Origin of the sequence: Paenibacillus sp. 1011MAR3C5 (assembly GCF_003591485.1) — a bacterium.
Lineage (GTDB): Bacteria > Bacillota > Bacilli > Paenibacillales > Paenibacillaceae > Pristimantibacillus.
In genome coordinates this window covers 731,896-750,826 of record NZ_QZCF01000003.1, presented here as the reverse complement: position 1 = coordinate 750,826, position 18,931 = coordinate 731,896, and the positions used below count along the sequence as shown (strand labels likewise).

General features: G+C 49.3%; 22 protein-coding genes and 5 tRNA genes. 6 read left to right on the top strand and 21 right to left on the bottom strand.

What is annotated here, in order from left to right:
• Nucleotides 1-107: 107 nt before the first annotated feature.
• The 10 genes from D3P07_RS13055 to D3P07_RS13010 all read right to left on the bottom strand — a co-directional run bounded on the left by D3P07_RS13055 (nucleotide 108) and on the right by D3P07_RS13010 (nucleotide 5,284).
• Complete coding sequence (locus D3P07_RS13055) at nucleotides 108-1,430, bottom strand: sensor histidine kinase (protein ID WP_182914301.1); 1,323 nt, start codon at nucleotides 1,428-1,430, stop codon at nucleotides 108-110.
• A 13-nt stretch (nucleotides 1,431-1,443) separates the two neighbouring features.
• Nucleotides 1,444-2,088 (bottom strand): response regulator, encoded by a 645-nt coding sequence (locus D3P07_RS13050; RefSeq protein ID WP_259391495.1) that lies wholly within the window; start codon nucleotides 2,086-2,088, stop codon nucleotides 1,444-1,446.
• 585 nt (nucleotides 2,089-2,673) lie between these two features.
• A complete protein-coding gene (locus D3P07_RS13045) occupies nucleotides 2,674-3,210 on the bottom strand; it encodes a GNAT family N-acetyltransferase (protein ID WP_119800635.1) in 537 nt (178 codons plus the stop codon).
• 122 nt (nucleotides 3,211-3,332) lie between these two features.
• The gene (locus D3P07_RS13040) at nucleotides 3,333-3,674 is read right to left on the bottom strand and encodes a hypothetical protein (protein ID WP_119800634.1); all 342 of its coding nucleotides are present in this window, start codon (nucleotides 3,672-3,674) and stop codon (nucleotides 3,333-3,335) included.
• 308 nt (nucleotides 3,675-3,982) lie between these two features.
• A tRNA-Leu gene (locus tag D3P07_RS13035) sits at nucleotides 3,983-4,068 on the bottom strand.
• A gap of 58 nt (nucleotides 4,069-4,126) precedes the next feature.
• Nucleotides 4,127-4,202, bottom strand: a tRNA-Lys gene (locus D3P07_RS13030).
• Between the two features lie 45 nt (nucleotides 4,203-4,247).
• Nucleotides 4,248-4,322 (bottom strand) — tRNA-Glu (locus D3P07_RS13025).
• Nucleotides 4,323-4,606: 284 nt separating this feature from the next.
• Nucleotides 4,607-4,697: transfer RNA gene (locus tag D3P07_RS13020), tRNA-Ser, on the bottom strand.
• A gap of 5 nt (nucleotides 4,698-4,702) precedes the next feature.
• Nucleotides 4,703-4,778: transfer RNA gene (locus D3P07_RS13015), tRNA-Asn, on the bottom strand.
• Between the two features lie 26 nt (nucleotides 4,779-4,804).
• Nucleotides 4,805-5,284, bottom strand: coding sequence for a SprT family protein (locus tag D3P07_RS13010; RefSeq protein ID WP_119800633.1), 480 nt, complete (start codon nucleotides 5,282-5,284; stop codon nucleotides 4,805-4,807).
• Between the two features lie 117 nt (nucleotides 5,285-5,401).
• On the opposite strand from D3P07_RS13010, the gene D3P07_RS13005 reads away from it, so the two are divergent.
• Nucleotides 5,402-5,764 carry a hydrolase/acyltransferase gene (locus D3P07_RS13005; RefSeq protein ID WP_119800632.1) on the top strand — a complete coding sequence of 121 codons (363 nt, stop codon included), beginning with the start codon at nucleotides 5,402-5,404 and terminating at the stop codon, nucleotides 5,762-5,764.
• Nucleotides 5,765-5,846: 82 nt separating this feature from the next.
• Entirely contained in the window at nucleotides 5,847-5,990 is a 144-nt protein-coding gene (gene cmpA, locus D3P07_RS13000) for a cortex morphogenetic protein CmpA (protein ID WP_119800631.1), read from the top strand.
• A 131-nt stretch (nucleotides 5,991-6,121) separates the two neighbouring features.
• On the opposite strand, the gene D3P07_RS12995 is transcribed toward cmpA, so the two are convergent.
• Entirely contained in the window at nucleotides 6,122-6,775 is a 654-nt protein-coding gene (locus D3P07_RS12995; protein ID WP_119800630.1) for a nitroreductase family protein, read from the bottom strand.
• Between the two features lie 234 nt (nucleotides 6,776-7,009).
• Here D3P07_RS12995 and D3P07_RS12990 point away from each other — a divergent pair, with 234 nt between their 5' ends.
• Nucleotides 7,010-7,567, top strand: a complete 558-nt coding sequence (locus tag D3P07_RS12990) for a GNAT family N-acetyltransferase (RefSeq protein ID WP_119800629.1) — start codon at nucleotides 7,010-7,012, stop codon at nucleotides 7,565-7,567.
• A 109-nt stretch (nucleotides 7,568-7,676) separates the two neighbouring features.
• On the opposite strand, the gene D3P07_RS12985 is transcribed toward D3P07_RS12990, so the two are convergent.
• The 4 genes from D3P07_RS12985 to D3P07_RS12970 form a co-directional block, all read right to left on the bottom strand.
• Nucleotides 7,677-9,923: a Tex family protein gene (locus D3P07_RS12985; RefSeq protein WP_182914300.1), complete on the bottom strand. Its 2,247-nt coding sequence runs from the start codon at nucleotides 9,921-9,923 to the stop codon at nucleotides 7,677-7,679.
• 87 nt (nucleotides 9,924-10,010) lie between these two features.
• The gene (locus tag D3P07_RS12980) at nucleotides 10,011-10,655 is read right to left on the bottom strand and encodes an MBL fold metallo-hydrolase (RefSeq protein ID WP_119800628.1); all 645 of its coding nucleotides are present in this window, start codon (nucleotides 10,653-10,655) and stop codon (nucleotides 10,011-10,013) included.
• A gap of 3 nt (nucleotides 10,656-10,658) precedes the next feature.
• Complete coding sequence (locus tag D3P07_RS12975) at nucleotides 10,659-11,225, bottom strand: thioredoxin family protein (RefSeq protein WP_119800627.1); 567 nt, start codon at nucleotides 11,223-11,225, stop codon at nucleotides 10,659-10,661.
• A gap of 57 nt (nucleotides 11,226-11,282) precedes the next feature.
• On the bottom strand, nucleotides 11,283-11,891 hold the full coding sequence (locus D3P07_RS12970; RefSeq protein ID WP_119800626.1) for a DedA family protein: 609 nt from the start codon (nucleotides 11,889-11,891) through the stop codon (nucleotides 11,283-11,285).
• Between the two features lie 195 nt (nucleotides 11,892-12,086).
• Here D3P07_RS12970 and D3P07_RS12965 point away from each other — a divergent pair, with 195 nt between their 5' ends.
• Nucleotides 12,087-12,398 (top strand): dehydrogenase, encoded by a 312-nt coding sequence (locus D3P07_RS12965; protein WP_119800625.1) that lies wholly within the window; start codon nucleotides 12,087-12,089, stop codon nucleotides 12,396-12,398.
• A gap of 72 nt (nucleotides 12,399-12,470) precedes the next feature.
• On the opposite strand, the gene D3P07_RS12960 is transcribed toward D3P07_RS12965, so the two are convergent.
• The 3 genes from D3P07_RS12960 to cls all read right to left on the bottom strand — a co-directional run bounded on the left by D3P07_RS12960 (nucleotide 12,471) and on the right by cls (nucleotide 14,338).
• Nucleotides 12,471-12,656 (bottom strand): H-type small acid-soluble spore protein, encoded by a 186-nt coding sequence (locus tag D3P07_RS12960; protein ID WP_119800624.1) that lies wholly within the window; start codon nucleotides 12,654-12,656, stop codon nucleotides 12,471-12,473.
• A complete protein-coding gene (locus tag D3P07_RS12955; RefSeq protein ID WP_119800623.1) occupies nucleotides 12,656-12,838 on the bottom strand; it encodes a hypothetical protein in 183 nt (60 codons plus the stop codon). The genes D3P07_RS12960 and D3P07_RS12955 overlap by 1 nt, the downstream gene beginning before the upstream one ends.
• An 81-nt stretch (nucleotides 12,839-12,919) precedes the next feature.
• On the bottom strand, nucleotides 12,920-14,338 hold the full coding sequence (gene cls, locus D3P07_RS12950) for a cardiolipin synthase (RefSeq protein ID WP_119800622.1): 1,419 nt from the start codon (nucleotides 14,336-14,338) through the stop codon (nucleotides 12,920-12,922).
• 300 nt (nucleotides 14,339-14,638) lie between these two features.
• Between cls and D3P07_RS12945 the strand changes: the two genes are divergently transcribed.
• Both D3P07_RS12945 and D3P07_RS12940 read left to right on the top strand, forming a co-directional pair.
• On the top strand, nucleotides 14,639-15,685 hold the full coding sequence (locus D3P07_RS12945) for a M23 family metallopeptidase (RefSeq protein WP_147384511.1): 1,047 nt from the start codon (nucleotides 14,639-14,641) through the stop codon (nucleotides 15,683-15,685).
• A gap of 49 nt (nucleotides 15,686-15,734) precedes the next feature.
• Nucleotides 15,735-16,172: a bactofilin family protein gene (locus D3P07_RS12940; RefSeq protein WP_119800620.1), complete on the top strand. Its 438-nt coding sequence runs from the start codon at nucleotides 15,735-15,737 to the stop codon at nucleotides 16,170-16,172.
• 102 nt (nucleotides 16,173-16,274) lie between these two features.
• Here D3P07_RS12940 and D3P07_RS12935 read toward each other — a convergent pair whose 3' ends face one another.
• The 3 genes from D3P07_RS12935 to D3P07_RS12925 all read right to left on the bottom strand — a co-directional run bounded on the left by D3P07_RS12935 (nucleotide 16,275) and on the right by D3P07_RS12925 (nucleotide 18,922).
• The gene (locus tag D3P07_RS12935) at nucleotides 16,275-17,066 is read right to left on the bottom strand and encodes an ABC transporter permease (protein WP_119800619.1); all 792 of its coding nucleotides are present in this window, start codon (nucleotides 17,064-17,066) and stop codon (nucleotides 16,275-16,277) included.
• Complete coding sequence (locus D3P07_RS12930; RefSeq protein WP_119800618.1) at nucleotides 17,059-17,979, bottom strand: ABC transporter ATP-binding protein; 921 nt, start codon at nucleotides 17,977-17,979, stop codon at nucleotides 17,059-17,061. Before D3P07_RS12930 ends, D3P07_RS12935 begins: the two co-directional genes overlap by 8 nt.
• 112 nt (nucleotides 17,980-18,091) lie before the next feature.
• On the bottom strand, nucleotides 18,092-18,922 hold the full coding sequence (locus D3P07_RS12925) for a sugar phosphate nucleotidyltransferase (RefSeq protein ID WP_182914299.1): 831 nt from the start codon (nucleotides 18,920-18,922) through the stop codon (nucleotides 18,092-18,094).
• Between the last annotated feature and the right edge of the window lie 9 nt (nucleotides 18,923-18,931).

Sequence of the window (18,931 nt, the reverse complement as noted above, 5' to 3'; positions counted from 1 at the left end):
AAATATATGTCCACCTTGCTGCCTATATGTACATTGCATTTATCCTTATACGCAACCATGGACCCAAAAAAGAAGAAGCCTCTATATCGGAGACTCCTTAAAACGAACTAGGATAAAATAAGTGTGACAGTCGTCCCTTTCCCAAGCTGGCTCGTCACTTTTACCTTACCTCGATGCGCATTCACTATTTTTTTGACATGAAACATGCCAAGTCCAAAATTTTGTCCTGATTTGTGCTTCGTGGAATAAAACGGTTCGAATATTTTGTCAAGCTGTTCCTTATTCATCCCTCTGCCTGTATCTGTGAATTGGATACTCACATGCCGATTGATCTTTTCTGCAGCAACGGTAATTTGCCCCCGTCCCTCCATCGCCTCGACCGCATTGCTAATAATGTTCGAAAAACATTCCGCCATAAGCGTGCGATCAATCTGTACAATTGCAGAGCCATATCGCTTCTCAAACGTAATGGACGTTTGATGAAACTGGTCGATCGCTTCATCCAACACAAGTGATAGGTCGCTCGATTCAAGATCTAAGGTAATACGGCTCTGCGTTAAATAAGATAGCTTGGATACCATCCCCATGAGATGGTCATTGGATTTGAGCAAACTGGTCAATTGATTGTTGATAATCTCATATTGATTGGACTCCAGGCTTCGTTGAATGTTAAGAGCGTGCAGCTTATTTTTGGTAATCGCATTTTTGAATGCGTGCTGCATCAAGCTCGTACCCACTTGCATTTTATTAAGCACGGTTACGGACTCGAAGTGAGTGTATACCTTATGTACATAGAAGATCAAACCTAACAACAAACTGATCAGACCTAATATTGGAATAAAAATGAGTATTTCTACAGGAGATTGAAAGTATATGCCTTCCAGTTGCAGGAGCAACAATAAGAATACAGGGATCAAAAAAATTATGCCGAAGCCTACATATTGCAGTTGCTTCCTTCTCACCTTTTCCACCTTCAAAAAACCTTTTGCAAATAGCATGATGGAGATTAACAAATAGGGGACTCCCCAGCTTAATATGTAAGAGTAATTCATTCGTGGAGTCGGAAAGATATCGCTGAATAAAAACGACAGCAAGGCTGGAACAAGTAATAGGCCAATCACAATCGACTCGGAATAACCCGCATAGTGCATAAAAAAAACAAGAATCAAATAATAAGGAAAGGTATGAATGATAATATTCAAGAAAGCCGTCACAACATACAACGAAATTTGCCAAATAGCGCTTGCATCAGCGGATTGCATGTACGGGAGCACAAGCTTTTCCAAGAGGACTTGAAGTCCGCTTAAGCCCCCTGTAAAGATGATTAGCGCACCCCATACGAGCAAGCGACTTTCTCTCTGAGTAATCAGCAAATAAATACTGATCGGCGTCATGACAACAAATACAATCAAGAAAAAAACGATAATCATTGCGCCGCTCCTTTCAATCCAGCAGTCCCCACTTCTGGCATTTCTCAGCCAACTCTCTAGTAGAGCGACTCCACATAAACTTCGCCAGAACACGGCTGACATGCTTTTTCACCGCTGACAGGCTAACGCTGTTCATATCCGCAATTTCCTGCTGCGTCTTCCCCTCCAGAATAAGCTTTAGAAGCAGGGCATCATACGGATTTAACAGTTTCTTCTTCTTATCGTAGACGAGCTTCTTTAACCTCGGGCCATACTTGGTCTCCTGATCCTTCATTGCATTTGCAATAACCCCGGGAATCTGTTCAAATTCACTCTTATAGACAAAGTCATACGCACCGTTTAGAAAAGCCTCATTAAACACTTCATCATCATTGTCAAGAGAGCTCACCATAATGATTTTAATTTTGGGATAGAGATGCGAGATATCCAGCGCGGCATCCAGACCTGACGCTTCAGCATCCCCTAATATAATGTCCATAAGAATGACATCAACCGACATTTCTTCTAAGGCTGACATACAGGCTTCTTTTGTAGCTACGCAAGAAACGATCTCAAAATCGGATTCGTTGGAGAAATACAGCTGCAAGCCATTGCTCCATTCCAAATCGTCCTCGACAAGCATCACTTTCGCACGAACCAATTCGTCCACTCTCCTCACATCTATCAAAAGCCATCATCCTATACGCTCAAGGAATAAATAAAGTAGACAATTTTATGTATACCATTATACACCGAAGCGAATGCAGGAGGATGTACCTATTGGAAGCGTTGTTGACGAGAAGGGAAGCGTTCAATAGATACGGCAAATACACCCTTCAAAATGACCATGAGATTGCACTCATAACCATTCGAAAAGGTGCAGCATAGTTACAAAACAACGAAAAAGTAGTTCTAGTTTCATAAAATATCCATATTCATGAAGTATAGACGCCTGAAGTGGCATTCCCTCCCAGGAAAGGAGTGATGCCGAATGACGTATACAACTGTGGAAGTCATCATGCTTGGTACTTTTCTTCTTGCATTGCTCGGTTACTTGAAACGAAAATAACTCGCCATTGGTTGACGGCCTGACGAGTCATTTTCTTCCACAACATTCGGAGGACATGCCGCCTCATAATGTCTTGAACAGAGAGCGATGACCGTCGCTCTCTAATTTCTATTCTAAGCACCAAATGACCATTTTAGAATCATAAATTTTATCTTCCTGTACGATTTCGCTAACTGCAAGTTTGCCTTCCATCGATCAAGCCCCGTAATATTCCCTCTCCAGGATGGAGTAAAAATATTGATCCGTCCATCGCTTGCACCAATACAACTCTTCCTTGAACACAGCTTCTCTGGTCATGCCAATACGCTCCATCAGGTCTGCAGAACGCGAGTTTTTTGCATTGCACATGCCTACGACCTTATGAGCTTGCAGCACTTCAAATGCAAATTTTAATAAAAACTCAGCAGCCTCTGTACCATAGCCATGCCCGCTATGAGGGGGAAGAATCGCAAATCCAATTTCCCAGCTCTTCCTATACTCGTTGTAGCTCCATATCTGAGCCAAGCCAATTGGCGTTCGAATGCCTTCAGCCTCCAGATAGACGATGAAATCATAATGATGCTCAGTATTGCTATTGATCTTATTGAGATAAGCCTGACGCACAGCCTCACGATCTGTCTGCACCGCTTCTTCATATTGCCAAAGCTCTCTATTGCATTCAATATCGCATATAAAGTCCAGATCATCGACTGCTATCCGTGATAACTTTGTCTTAGCTCCGCTTATATCCATCTGCTCCACCTCAATTTCATGTTAGCACATGGACAGTGGGTGTTGGTGGGTATGGATGGTTATAAGAAAAGATTACATTTACAAAACAAAAGAGCCCCTTTTGCCAAAGAGACTCTGACGTGTTAGACCGTTTCAGTATGATTTAAATGAACACCTGGCGTACTTATTTGCTTGTTGACAAGTTTTTGAAGTAAGTTAATAATGGTTGCCAACGCTAGAAAAAACAGTCCCGTTATAATACCAAGCACTACAGATGAGATCGTAAGAACAAGCTTTGATTCATAGCTTGCTTTTTCCGTGAGATATCGTTGTTCAATTAAATAGTTATCACTGCTTCGAGCTGCTGCTCTTTCCCAATAGTCTACATCTTCTTTTATTTCCTTTAGACCCGAGATTTGAGTGATACCAAATATAACTCCCGCTAAAATAAAGATAACCCCTGTAATCTGTAATGCCGTTTTCATTTTACCAATCTCCCAACTTCATAATATTTATCACAATACCTTATATCGACAAATTAGGTCTAAAGATGTAGCTACCCGAACATTGTTATGCGTCAGATTCCCTTGTCATCGCAGTACCCTATTATGAACTCGTCTTGAATCAATCCATTGCGTTTGCTTAATTCCTGTGTACCATACGCTATTTCACCTACATACGCGTCCAGCTAATGAAACTGTCCCATAATAGGTCTTATAATAAATGTTGCAATTAAGACAATCTAAACAACAAAAAAACCCTTGATATCCAAGGGTTTCAATCATTTAAGTTATGGTGCGGTAGAGAGGACTCGAACCTCCACGGGTATACACCCACTACCCCCTCAAGATAGCGTGTCTGCCATTCCACCACTACCGCACATTTGAAGTTGTACCTATCCCTTCATCGCCAGCTGTCTTCGAGGGAAGAAGAAAACTGGTGAGCCATGAAGGACTCGAACCTTCGACACCCTGATTAAAAGTCAGGTGCTCTACCAACTGAGCTAATGGCTCTCATGACGGAAACGAACTCATAAGAGCTGCTTCTTAGAGGATGGTTGGTGACCCGTAGGGGATTCGAACCCCTGTTACCTCCGTGAAAGGGAGGTGTCTTAACCCCTTGACCAACGGGCCACATGTTGCAAGTTTATTGCCTTCGCGTTTTTGCGACAAGAACGATTATATCAACTTGTCCTGCATATTGCAAGCACTTTTTTTCAAGTTCATTTCCCCCTTAATTTAGGGGCAAATGAGAAAACCTCTATCGAGGTCTTTCAGGACGAGCGACCACGTTTAGAGGTAGGTTTTATCGCCAAATAGAATTAGTAAATCCGATACTCTCGGAAAACTTATACATTCTACTGTGGTAAAAAAGACCGATGTTCGGCCTCCTTATGCATGAGTCCTGTGAAAAAATGTGGCGGAGAAGGAGGGATTCGAACCCTCGCACCACTTACGCAGTCTAACCCCTTAGCAGAGGGTCCCCTTGAGCCACTTGGGTACTTCTCCATAATTGGCTCCCCGAACAGGACTCGAACCTGTGACAACTCGATTAACAGTCGAGTGCTCTACCAACTGAGCTATCAGGGAATATTAAAGTGACTTCTAATAATTTATCATGGCCCGTCATGCTTGTCAAGCAAGAACAGCTTTAATTTCCCCCTGCATTTACCACAGGCATACCGCGCGGGGTCGACCTTCCGTTTCCGCAAATATTCCATTCCGCAGTGAACGCAAATGAGCTTATACTTGTAAGGAATGGCTTTTTTTTCTGACCGTTCCGGAAGCGAATTGCAATATCTGGAGCCGCCTACATGCGCGAGCAGGGTTTTAAAGTCGGCATCGCGATGGCGATAGCCTCGCTTCATCAGATGAAGATGATAGTGGCATAGCTCATGCTTAATAATCTTCTCCGTCTCCTCCACGCCAAATGCGGCAAGCTGATGCGGACTGATCTCGATATGATGGGTTCGGGTAAAGTACCGTCCCCCTGTCGCCTTTAACCTTCCGTTAAATATAGCCTTATGCAGGAACGGCCTGCCGAATGACTCTAGCGATACCCGCTCCACCCATTGCTGCAAAGCTTGATTATCCATACTTAGCCTCCCCCAACTACTTGAATTTTAACGCGTTTATAAGCTACACTGTCAAGTAGGAATGATGATACGTTGCAAGAAATCGAGCAGCAAAACCGAGGGGAGAGCTACACCATCATGGCTACTATGCGTTATGTATTAATGAAAGAAGAGAATACCCTGTCCTTCGTCGAGATGCCGGCTTCTCACGCGTACCAGCTTAGTGCGCTGAATCTGCGTCTTCATAAAGAAATCGATAAATTGACGGCAGACCGCGTGCCGAGCCTGCCGTATGCGCTTGCTGAATGCGACAATGTCGATCTGCATGATGCTTCCATCTCCATCATTGGAGGCCTTCAATATATTAACGGCTTGGAAAAGGATTTTGCAGGAATCGAGGAAAAGTCTTATCCGCTTATTTCGCTCCTGACTGAAATTCGTGCGCTTCAGGCTCAATTAGAGCAGTGGTACGAAGAATATGAAGAGGAACAGCTAGGCTAATTCGGTTGGACCTGCACGGACATTCGCCCTCCGCCATATGGTAATAGAACAACAGGTTAGGCCCGGAAGGAGGACGATGCGTATGCCGCAGTGGCTGTGCAACCAACTGATGCGCGCATTCCAGCAGAAGGACCGCCGGCAGATCAAGCTGCTGAACGATTGCTGGTATTTCTACCGCACCAAGCAAGCTCCGAAGGAACATGACAGCGGTTCGGTCATGCAATGACAACCCCAATCCATACATCGGCTTCGCATCGTATCGCGTGCAGATGAGCCCCCGCAGCTGCGGGCACACAAAACCCGGCCTCCAATCGGAGCAGCCGGGTTGGTCCGTTATAACCATAAGTTGAGTCTAAATTACATGCGGTTGAAAAACGCCACTTGCTCGATCGGCAACCGTGTAGTCGGATGGCCAGGCGCCGCTGCTTTGCCTATTGGCAGCATGAGCGTCGGCAGATAACGGCTGGATACGCCAAGCAGCTTTGCCGCCTCTTCGCGGTTGTATCCGCCCATCGGCACCGTATCATAGCCCTTCGCACGAGCAGCCAGCATTAGCTGCATCGCAACCAGACCGGTATCGAATACAGCAATTTCCTTCAATCGCTCGGCAGGCAGGGAGGGATACAGCTTGGTGGAGTTCTCGATCATGCGGTTTTTAATTTCCTCGGTCATGTATCCCGCTTCGAATGCAGCCTCATAGATCGGACCAGCGAGCTTATACATCTCCAGGTCAGCCAGTATCAGTACAATAGCGGAGGCTTCACCAACTTGCTGCTGATTGTTCGCGATCGGGACAAGCTTCTGCTTAAGCTCCGGGTCCGTCACAACGAGAAAACGCCACGGTTGCATATTGGAGGATGACGGCGCCAGCGTAGCCACCTTCAGCAGCTCAATAATTTCACTGTCGGATATAACAGCGCTGCTGTCGTATTTGCGCACGGAACGGCGTCCCTGCACCACCTCGGAGAACATAGCATCCACCGCATTCTCCACTTTCACTTCTGTAGACATATTATTTCCTCCCCAAATCCTATTTTCTATTTGTCAAATGAAACTGTAACTTTTTCTATTACAGTGTAATTCGTTCTACATTCGTTTGTCAATCAACTTACCTCAAATTACTAATTGATTTTTTCAATCCATACTGCCCTTTAATAGACCATCGTAATAAACAATTATAAGCAAGACATGGCTTCTCTTCCTGTAGTATGTTGAGGATAAAACTCCATAAAGGAGGATAAGTCAATGAATGGTTGGACAGGAACAATCGTGAGGCTTCGCGCCATTGAGGCGGAGGACTGGCACCAATTCCACAACAACGATCAAGATACAGTTAGCGCGCGGGCTTCGGACGCGATCCATTTCCCCAGATCTGAGATGGGCACTAGACATTGGACAGAAGAGACAGCCGCCAAGGTGTCGACAGGCGATTCCACTATGCTTGCAATTGAAAAACGGGATGGCGAGCTGGTGGGCTGTATCAGCGCCCATAGCTGCGACAGCCGAAACGGAACCTTCAAATACGGTGTCGCTATCTTCCGTGACCATTGGCGCAAGGGCTATGCCTTCGAAGCCGTTCAGCTCCTGCTCCGCTACTTCTTCCATGAGCTTCGTTATGAGAAAGCCGTAGCGAGCGTATACGGATTCAACGAAAGCTCCATTCGGATGCAGGAGCGACTCGGCTTTATCCTGGAGGGCCGACTAAGAAGCATGATTTTCACGAACGGAAGCCGGCATGATGAACTCGTCTTCGGACTATTGAGATCTGAATTCGATGCTAATCTCAGCACGCCGAATGAGTAAGAGCAGACTCTATGCCCATAACAATAGGACAGCCTCAAAGGCTGTCCTATTGTTATGCTTCCATGGCATCTAACCTATGCCTTAAGCTGATTCATTCCCAAATTCACGCTCAGTCCGGCTTCTTCATTGTCAGGCTGACACGTCCTTTTTTCAAGTCGACGCTCAGTACCCACACCGTCACCGTATCGCCGACTGAGACAACATCCATCGGATGTTTGACGAACTTGTCGCTCAATTGGGAGATGTGGACCAAACCGTCATTTTTAATGCCAATATCGACAAATGCGCCGAAATCAATCACATTGCGCACCGTTCCATGAAGCTCCATACCGGGCGATAAATCCTCGATTTGCAGGACGTCCGTATGGAAGATTGGTGCCGGCAGCTCCTCACGCGGATCCCGCCCTGGCTTCAGCAAGCTGTCAATAATATCCCGCAGTGTTGGAACGCCAACCTGCAGTCTAGCGGCTATCTCCGTCGCATTGATACCCGACAGCCGCTCACGCGCCGCTTCTGATCCGAGATTGTCCGCCTTCAAGTCCAGCTCGCGCAGCAGTCGATCGACCACCTCGTAGGATTCGGGGTGAATCGGCGTGCGATCGAGCGCGTTCCCGCCATCCGGGATGCGCAGGAAGCCGATACATTGCTCGTACGATTTGGCTCCTAGCCTCGGCACCTTCTGAAGCTGCTCCCGCTTCGTGAAACGTCCGTTCTCCTCACGATACTTTACGATATTTTTGGCAAGCGTAGCGTTGACTCCTGCTACATAGGAAAGCAGCGAAGCCGATGCCGTATTCACGTCGACGCCGACATGGTTAACCGCAGACTCCACGACGCCGCCGAGCGATTCGTCAAGGCGCTTCTGGCTAACGTCATGCTGGTATTGCCCAACGCCAATCGCCTTCGGCTCGATCTTGACGAGCTCTGCCAACGGGTCCTGCAGACGTCTGGCGATCGACACAGCGCTGCGCTCCGCCACATCCAGCTTCGGGAATTCCTCCTGGGCCAGCTTGGACGCGGAATAGACGGATGCACCCGCTTCATTGACGATGATATACTTGAGACCGCCGGATTGTTTCCTTGCGCCGATCAAGGTTGCGATGAATTGCTCTGTCTCGCGGGAAGCCGTTCCGTTGCCGATGACGATCAGCTCCACCTTATGCTTGTCGATTAAGCTACTCACCAGTTTCTCGGCTTCAGCCACCTTATTATTCGGCGGCGTCGGATAACATACCGCTACATCCAGAAGCTTGCCGGTGTCGTCGACAACCGCCAGCTTGCAGCCCGTCCGGAAAGCGGGATCGACACCCAACACGACATGTCCGCGTACAGGCGGCTGCAGCAGCAGGTTGCGCAGGTTCTCCGAGAAGATCGTAATGGCGTGCTCTTCGGCCTTCTCTGTCAATTCGCCGCGCACCTCGCGTTCGATCGATGGGGCAATCAGGCGCTTGTAAGCATCCTCAATCAAATGCTCCAATACTTCGCGCACAGCAGGAGCAGTCCCGTTTCTAAGCAGCTTCCGCTTAATATGCTCATGCACGCGGTCGGCTGGTGTATCGAAAGCGACACGCAGCACATCTTCCCTCTCGCCTCGATTAATGGCAAGGATCCGGTGCGGAGGAAGCTTGCGAACCGGCTCCTGGTACTGATAATACATCTCGTATACGGATTCCGCGTCTGCGTTTTTCGCTTCTGTGCGCAGCAGCGACTGATCGAACGTGAACTTCCGAACCCATGAACGAATAGCCGCATCGTCGGCAATATTCTCCGCCAAGATGTCGCTGGCTCCTTGAAGGGCGTCTTGTGCTGCAGGTACGCCCTTCTCCTCGTTAATATACCGTGCAGCCTCAACAAGCGGATCACCTTGACGTGGCTGCGACCATAGCCACAGCGCAAGCGGCTCCAGCCCCCGCTCCTTCGCTACGCTTGCTCTCGTCTTCCGTTTCTGGCGATAAGGCCTGTAGAGGTCTTCGACCTCTTGCAGCTTAACGGCGCCTTGAATTGAAGCGCTCAGCGAGTCTGTCAGCTTGCCCTGCTCTTCAATGAGACGGATGACCTCACGCTTGCGTTCTTCCAGATTACGCATATACTGCAGCTTTTCTTCGATCGATCTCAGATCGTTTTCATCCAGCTCACCGGTCATCTCCTTGCGGTAACGAGCGATGAATGGAATTGTATTGCCTTCATCCAGAAGCGATACGGCTGACTTCACTTTCGTCAATGGAATAGACAATTGAGCCGCTATTCCCGCGATGATGCGAGCGCTCTCCGCTTCCTTCTCCTCTGCCGTAAGCTTCGTTTTGCCGCCCTGCTCCTCTATGGAATCGCCTGCCGGCCACTTTGTCGCGTCTGCCATCCTTCAGCACCATCCTTTGCATCGATTCGGCAAGCCTTAAGAAGCATTCCCGAGGGGCCCTAACCGCCATCAGAAATGCTTCCGTCGTTAAGCCGTATAGGGATTGTTCGCTTTCTCAAATCCGATCGTTGTTCTGCCGCCATGGCCCGGATAGACAATCGTCTCAGGGTCAAGCACGTACAGCTTGTTCCGGATGGAATCGTATAGATCCCTCTCCTTGCCGCCTGGCAGATCCGTTCTGCCGACAGATTGCCTGAAGAGCACGTCTCCCGAGAACAGATGGCCTCCACACAGCAAGCTTACGCTTCCCGGCGAATGGCCCGGTGTGTGCATGACACGGAAGGTGTGGCCTATTAGCTCCAGCTTCTGTCCCTCATCCAACGCATACTCCGCGGCATCAGTCGATAGCGGAGGCGTTACGTCCTGCCAGCGCATTGATCCGTTCTTGCGCGGATCAGTCAACCAATCCGCCTCCAAATCATGTATATAGACTGGGCAGCCTGCCGCCTTCCTTACTTCGTCGACACCGCCCATATGATCGAAATGCGCATGCGTGAGCACAATCGCTTCAATCTTCATTCCCTGAATGCGCTCCAACAATCGTCTGGGATTCATACCGGGATCGATGACAAAGCCGCGCTCGCCATCGTCATCTTGGATAGTCAGGAGATAAGCATTTGTCTGTAATGGACCTAACGTGAACGTTTCTACTTTGAATTGTGCGCCGCTCATCGCTTAGAACGACTCCAGCAATTCGCGAAGCTCTCTTACAACGTCGGCCTGATAGCCTGGGCCTTCGCCATAACGACGCATAATTTCCTGGCGCGTTACAGCCAGATTGTCCTGGTAATCCGGTGCTTCACGATCCGTATTGGCTTGTTTGAATGCAACCATCGGCTCCTGTACATAGGCTGGACGTGGACCCCATTGGCCCCGTACAGCGCCTTCAGTATCCGCGAAGATCACAATCGGCACGGAACGGCCTCCCATTGTAAGAAACTGATCCATTGTATCCAGATTCTCTTCCATAATCAGCACTTCCGTTGGCATTCCGCTTACCTCCAGCGCACCGAACACAACCGGAATGTTGCGAACGACGTCGCCGCACCAGTCTGCCATCAGAATCAGACATCTCAGATCATCACGATTATTCAGCGATTCGAAGAATTGACGGTCTTCATTAGAAGGCCAGCTGAATTGCTCCATCCAGCCAATAAACGCTTCCTTGTTTTTGGTCATGCCGTCCACGAATTGCTGTGGGCTAATGCCTGTTCCCAGCTTGTCTGCCACGCTTTTACTCATATGTATCCCTCTTTCTTTATCTTGTGTAGATGAAGTATGTCATTTGTACTATTATACTTAAAACTTGCGTGCTCTGCGAATATACAAGATCAATACAATAATGGCTACCAGCGCAATTAACGCATATGCAATATTAGAGTATACATCCATAAAATGAACGATCTCGGTCCAGTTGTCACCAACAGCCGCGCCCACGGTAACAAGGATCGTATTCCAAATCAGCGTTCCGATTGTGGTGAAGAACAGGAATGGCATAATCTTCATGCCCGACATGCCGGCCGGCAATGAGATGAGACTGCGGATAAGCGGAATCATTCGGCATATGAATACAGCCCAGTAGCCGTATTTGTCGAACCAGGCGTCTGCCTTGCGGATATCTTCCTTCTTCACGCGCAGAAAGCGGCCCCAGCGGTCCACAATTTTCTCCAGGCGTTCAACACCTAACAACCGGCCGATATAGAACAAAATAATAGCTCCGATCAAGGAACCCAGTGTAGCTACCACGATAACTCCAAGCGCGGTCAAGCTCGTATACGTGGTCATGAATCCGCCGAAGGTAAGAATGACCTCAGAAGGAATCGGCGGGAACAGATTTTCCAAGGCAATCATCAGCAAGATGCCCCAGTAGCCGAACTGTTCCATGAAATCGGTAATCCAACTATCCATGCGATACCTCCATCTCTGAATTGCGGCCCCAGCATGCTGGATCGCCCTTCCTATTCTATCATACGCAGGCTGCGGCCTTCCACTATGGAACATGTCCTATCCTATGCGCAAAACATGGCGAAATGACCGCTCAATAGGCTCGTGACCAACCTTGACGGCGGCGCATACATTGGGAGTGGAGAGGAGTCGGTTCATTTGAAGCCTAATGCGCAAAAGCATGCCGCAGCCTATCCGTCGGCTCGCAAAATCCGTAGGTCCTGCAGCAATGAGCTGTACCGCGCCGCCAAGCGGCTTAAGGTATGGATTCCGAAGGAAAAGATGGAGCAGGCGGAAGCGATTTATGTCAAAAAAGTAGCCGCCAATCTGATCTGGATTTTTGAGAATCGGAGCAACCGCAAGGTGCAGGCCGATTGGTGGGAGGATAACGTCAGCGCCGAAATCGCCGAGTTATGGGATGTGGATAGAATCAGACTGTGCGAAGCATTCCGCGAAGCTTACGGCGGATAACCCGGATAGCACAGAAAAGCCCGAACTGATCAGCGGCACGCAGGCCGCATCACTCGGGCTTCACCTATTTTTCTATTCTTTTGCTTCTTGCAGCCGATCTACCGATACGGTTTGTGTATGCAGAGGATTGTTCCCTACCGTTACGGTCGCCGTGCCATTTTCTTCATCCACATTTTCGATCCAGACGGAATTGCCCTCCAGATGAACGGCATGCGTGCCTTTGGATTCGTAAATTTGTTTGGCTCTTGCAGTATCCATTAGTGTTCCTCCGGATTGTCCACCATGGTATCAGTGGTTGATTCGGCGATCAAGCCGTTATGAATCGTAACCTGGCCCCCGCCCAACCCCTCATTCACCATACGGTCTATATCCATGTCATACGTGTCTCTGCCTTCGAGAAACGGTTCAGCGTTTTTTTCCGTATCATGCTGATCGCTCATTGAGCTCGCCTCCTGGTTATGCTGGAATCATGATCTTCCTACGAAAAAAATATGCCCCATTATGTCCTGGCTCATTCATCATCATAGCAGCGGGGACAGGATATGCATGATGGCTTCCGCCGCTTTCTGCCTCGCAGGCCGCTGGACGAATGACCTCAGTTCAATTTCTTTGCTATGCGCAAGATCATCCAGAAAGTCGCGCTCCAGCCTTCGAATCGGCTTTTCGCCGAAAAGCAGGGCAAGCAGCTCATAATTGCTGTATAAGCTCCGCATATCCAAATTAGCGGTGCCGACCGATGCCAGCTCGTTATCTACAATAAGAACTTTGGAGTGGATAAAGCCCTTCTGGTATCGAAAGATGCGCACTCCTGCTTCCAGCATATCATGCACATAAGATAACGACGACAGCAGCACTAGCTTGGAATCCGCAATTCCGGGGATGATCAGCCTCACATCCAGACCTCTCCCGGCTGCGATACGCAAGCTCATCGCGATGGCAGGATCGGGAATAAAATAAGGAGTAGCCGCATAAATCCGACTTTGGGCTGATGCCATCGCAGCGAACAAGGCACCGACAATCTCTTGCTCATTCGAGCCCGGCTCTCCAGGTACAATTATCACCCGTTCCTCATCCTTAATCGAAGTCACCGGCATATAACGGTCAAGCCGCTCAAGCCGCTCCCCCTTGGCGAGCAGCCAATCCCTCATGAACGTCTCTTGCAAATAATGGACCGCGTCTCCCTGCACCTGGATATGTGTATCCCGCCAGAACCCAAGCTTAGGATCAAGCCCAATATACTCATCACCAATATTAATACCGCCGATAAAGCCGATCCTTCCGTCAATGACGGCGATTTTGCGATGGTTGCGATAGTTCATTTTCCGTTCGAGAAAGGCCCATCTTGGCGGTGCGAAGCATGCATGCGCAACTCCCGCTTCATCCAGCGTCCGCAGATAACCTTCATCCAGCTTCAAGCTGCCGATGCCATCATAGACGACCCGGACCTCTATGCCCTTGCGGGCTTTTTCTGTCAGAATATCAAGAAATCTTCTCCCAATCCCATCATTGCGAATGGTATAGTAATCCAAATGAATGTGATCCCTTGCTGACGCCATGGCATGCAAGATCGCCTCGAATGTTGCTTCTCCGTTCGTCAATATTTTCGTACGATTATGTCTTGTCACAGGGTAGTCGGCGAGCGCGCCCAGCGACTTTTCCATTTGACTGATGGGCCTCTCCTCATGACCGGTTGTCGGACCCGCAGGCGTCGGCTCAATCCGCTTGCTCGCCGACTGGATCTCTGTTGAACGAATGACGTGTTCAGGCTTTCTTCTTCCAATTAGAAGATAGGCAGCGAAGCCGGCAAACGGGCATGCCATACAAATCAGTATCCAGGCTGTCAAATGCGCCTGACGCCTATACTCCATCGTTAGCACGGCTGCCAGCTGGGCCGCATAGAGCGCTAGCACCACGATAAGTCCCCATAGCCATCCTGCCACGCCGTCACCCCTTCTCCGCTCGCTCGTTCAATTGCCGTTGCTTAGTTTAAGCCCCCTGCTTTCCATGTATGCAATTCAGCGGGCATTTTGTCCTGCATCAGGGAGTACAAGCCCAATTCGGAACGATTTTGACGATTTGGACTCAACTTTCCCGCAACGATTTTTATCAGTAATCGTCTATGGATATCTAGTTATGCCACTAGGTAGGAATAAGTTTTCTGGTATGTTTTATAGCTTTCAAGAATAAATAGTCATAGAACGTTCTGCACGACTATACTGCCGGCCGGAAGGAGTAAACCAGTGAAACGAGCGCGGAGGCCAACATGGTCATTTGTTGTGATGCGCGGCGCCGACAAGACAGTGAAGCAATTCTCCGTATCGAAGCGATCAGTCGTGGTCGCTCCCGTAGCCGCAGCGATTGCGGTAACTGGCGCCATTGCCGGTCTTCAATTGAAGGCCGCCTACGAACTGAGGCATCTGGAGGATCAGCTCTCCTCCCAGTCTGCACAATTCACACAAACGATTACCGGGATGGATCAGGTCATCGCCGGGAAGGATGAAGCGATCGTCTCCCTGCAGCAAGAGATACTGGAATTGTCGCGCCAAGCGCAAGAGATGAAGACTAAAATGAGCGAGCTTGATGAGCTCGAGAACAAGCTTAAGCTGTTTATCGAGAAATACGGAGGTTCGGTTATCGACACGACCAGCGCTGAGCCGGCGGCAGGATCAGGGAAGCCTGTCGGCGGAATCGTACAGACGCTGGCTAATCGATCCACGAAACAACAGACGCCTTCGTACATCGCTTCACCCGGCAGCACCATGCAGATCGCCATGCTTGCACAGCATACATCGCTAGACTTCCAGGCTTTAAGCGAAATGGTCGATGCAATGGAAGCATCCATGGAGCAGACGCTGATCAAAGCCCAGCACAAGAGGGCGACGGTTGATGCATACCCCTCTTTCTGGCCGGCCCGGTCCAAGAAGCTGACATCCGGATTCGGATATCGGATGGATCCTTTCACAGGTAGAGCCACCTTCCACGCGGGCATCGACATTGACGGCGAGATCGGCGATGTCGTGTTCAGCGCTGCCGACGGAACGGTAAGTGACACGGGATATGATGCCAGACTAGGCAATTACGTCGTCATTGATCATCTGGGCGATCTGCAAACTACCTATATGCACTTGAAGCGTATTGACGCCAAAGTCGGGGATGATGTGGTCCGCGGTGAAAAGATCGGATTGATCGGAAACACTGGAAGAAGCACCGGCCCTCATCTCCATTTTCAAATTATGCAACGAAACGAGCCCGTCAACCCATTGAAATTTCTCGCGAAGCATAGCTGAAGGACGGCCTCATTAGTTCCAGATTCCATGCTGAAGGAGGACTTCAACCATGTTCAAGGAGACTAAGCGCGTCATCGCGACCGATACGCTAATCGGGCAAGGCACGATAGCCGAGGGCAAGATTGTGAGTGAAGCCAATCTGCGGATCGAAGGCGAATTCCGAGGTGATATCGAGTGTAAAGGAGATGTCATTATCGGTGAATGCGGGGTGGCCCGCTCCAATATACTCGCGCAAGATGTGACGCTGGCAGGAAAGCTATTCGGCGATATTGAGACCACAGGGCGGCTCATTATTGCCGCATCCGGTCAGCTTGTCGGCAATGTAAAAGCCCATTCTCTCATTATTCAGGATGGCGGCATGCTGAATGGGAGCTGCCATATGGAGCAGGCTGTCGATAACAAGCAAAAGCCGCTCTCAGAGCTCGAATCCCAAGCGAACGCCAAGCAGGACAAGAACGACAAGTCGAAGTCACGACAAGCCGGTTAATTACTTATCCTGAACAGCGCAAAGCCGCGCCGCTCTATCCTCTAGAGGAAGAACGGCGCGGCTTGCTTTGTGCTGCAGATATAGTATACGATTCGTTCAAGATTAAGCTGCAACATCGCGTTTGTTGAAGATATACCATGTCAGCGCCATGAACAGCACGTAATATACGCCAAGCACAGCTAACGAAAATCCGAGCGTCATGCCGTTATTGGATACGTTGCCGCCTACATACTTGGTCAGATCCAGGTGGACGAACAAGATATAATCAATCCACTTGTACTTAACGAATGCCAGCAGCTGCATCAAGTTATTGACCACGATTTCAATAAATAGAGCCGTCGCGATTGCAAGAATGCTGCTGCGGAACACCGTAGAGAGCATAAAGGAAATCGTAACGGTCATAATCGTATTCAGGAACAGCAGTCCGAAATACTTGAACATATATTCCACATTGGATACGCCGGTAACTTCGCTTAACCGATCGACCGTCCCGCTGCCGAACAGTCCAAAGAAAAGCCAATTCACCAGCAGCAGGCTTGCCAGAAACACAACGGCGAAGAACAACGCGAACAACAGACTGGATATGTATTTGGACAATAGAATTTTGGATCGGTTCCAAGGCCGGATCAATAGCAGCTTGATCGTACCCGAAGAGAACTCCTCAGCGACCGTACTTGATGCAGCCACAACCGCAAAGATCGTAATAATCCAGTAGATGAACATCGTTTCTGTAATGACGACTTCCCACATGGCGGTCTGACCTTTGTCCACTGAGAACCAAACAGCGGAAATCGCAATGACGAGGCCGATAATAATGCCAAGCATGACGAGCAAGCGCGGTCGTCTGAACATTTTCATGTTCTCATTGCGGATGAGATTCAAGAAATCAACCAATGCCCTCGCCTCCCGTCATCTCCAAAAATTGATCTTCAAGCGACTTGATATCCGCACGAATGCCGTATACCTTAATGCCGCCCTTGACGAAGAGTTCATTCACTTGTGCTGCAAACGCCTTGTCTCCTTCAACCGCAACCATGCCTGCCCCCTCGCTGATCCCGGCCAAGCCTGATGCAGCCAGCACCTCTAAGGCATTCTCCGGGCGGTCCACCTCAAATATGATTCGCGCAATTACTGCACTTTTATCTGTGCCCTGAATCGAACGAACATCGATTAGCCTGCCGTTCTGAATAATGGCAACCCGGTCGCACATCAGCTCCATCTCGGAGAGCAAGTGACTCGATACAAAGACAGCGACGCCTTCCTGCCGCGCCATATTGCGCAAGTAATCACGGAGTTCGCGAATGCCCGCAGGATCGAGTCCATTCGTCGGCTCATCCAGAATAAGCAGCTTCGGCTTATGAAGAATTGCCTGAGCTACCCCGAGGCGCTGCCTCATGCCAAGCGAATACGTCTTTACTTTGTCATGAATACGCCCTTCCAGTCCGACAAGCGCTACGACCTCCCGCACACGGTGCGAAGTGATTCCCGGAATCATGCGAGCAAAATGGATCAAGTTCTGATAGCCACTCATATACTTGTACATTTCCGGATTTTCGACAATTGCGCCTACATGCCGGATCGCTTTCTCAAACTGATTGCTAATGCTATGTCCGTCAATAAGTATATCTCCTGAAGTAATCGACATTAAACCAACCATCATGCGGATGGTCGTTGTTTTGCCAGCTCCATTCGGACCAAGAAATCCGAACACCTCGCCTGACGGCACATCAAGCGTCAGCTTGTCTATTAGCGTTCGGCCTCCAATTCTTTTTGTTACGTCTTGCAAACGAACAATAGGCTGCCCCATCTATGTAATTCCCTCCTCCAATAGCCCGGCTTTCCGAAAAAACGAGCCAACTCCCTCATTATATACGATTGAGGAATGCATTGGTAACCATTGTTCCTTTATCTTTGATCCTTCATGGCATCGCGATTCGTTCGGACAACGTGCGCCAGGAATTCAGGTTTACCCAAAGCCCGTCATATCGGATCACGGACTTGTCGACCGAAGCGTCGCATGCAAGCCCATCCTCCAGACTCAGCTTCGGCAGCATGAAATATTGCTTGTACAGCTCCTCATAATCAATCGGCAATGCGGCATCCGTAAGTCTTCCCAGCAAAAAGTCGAGCTGGAAAGCATACACACCGCTGTTCCAAAGCGCACCCGAGCGGAACAGCTCTTCGGCCTCCAGCTCTCCCGGTTTCTCGCAGCAGCTCCTCACTCTCCAATCATAGTTGCTTGATTCTTCGCCAAGCTCAGCCTGATCTGCCAGTATATAGCCATAGCGCGTACCGGGATATTCCGCTGACGTCCCCACCATCATCATAGGCGCTTCGTTTTCCCTTAGAAGCTTGGGCAAACTGCGAATGCAATGAAAAAAATCCCCGGACACATACATATCAACTGGCAGCATGACGATTATCTCATGCGGGGATACCCCCGCCACAGAATAATAATAGGACGCCGCCAGCAAGGCAGCAGAATAGCTTCCCCGTTGAGCCGGCTCCTCAAGCAGCGGTACATGCCGACCTAGCTGCTCCTTAATCCACGCGGCTTGTTTGGTGCTTGTCGCCACGCTAGCGCTTTCCATCAAATCGGCAGCCAGCAGCTGCCTCCACAATCGCTGAACCATCGATTCCGGCTCTCCCCCCGGTCCGTCCAAGACAGGAAGGTATTGCTTGGGCATACTGGTATCGGATAGCGGCCATACTCTTTTGCCGGGTCCACCCGACAACATGACGATTTTCAATTGCGACAT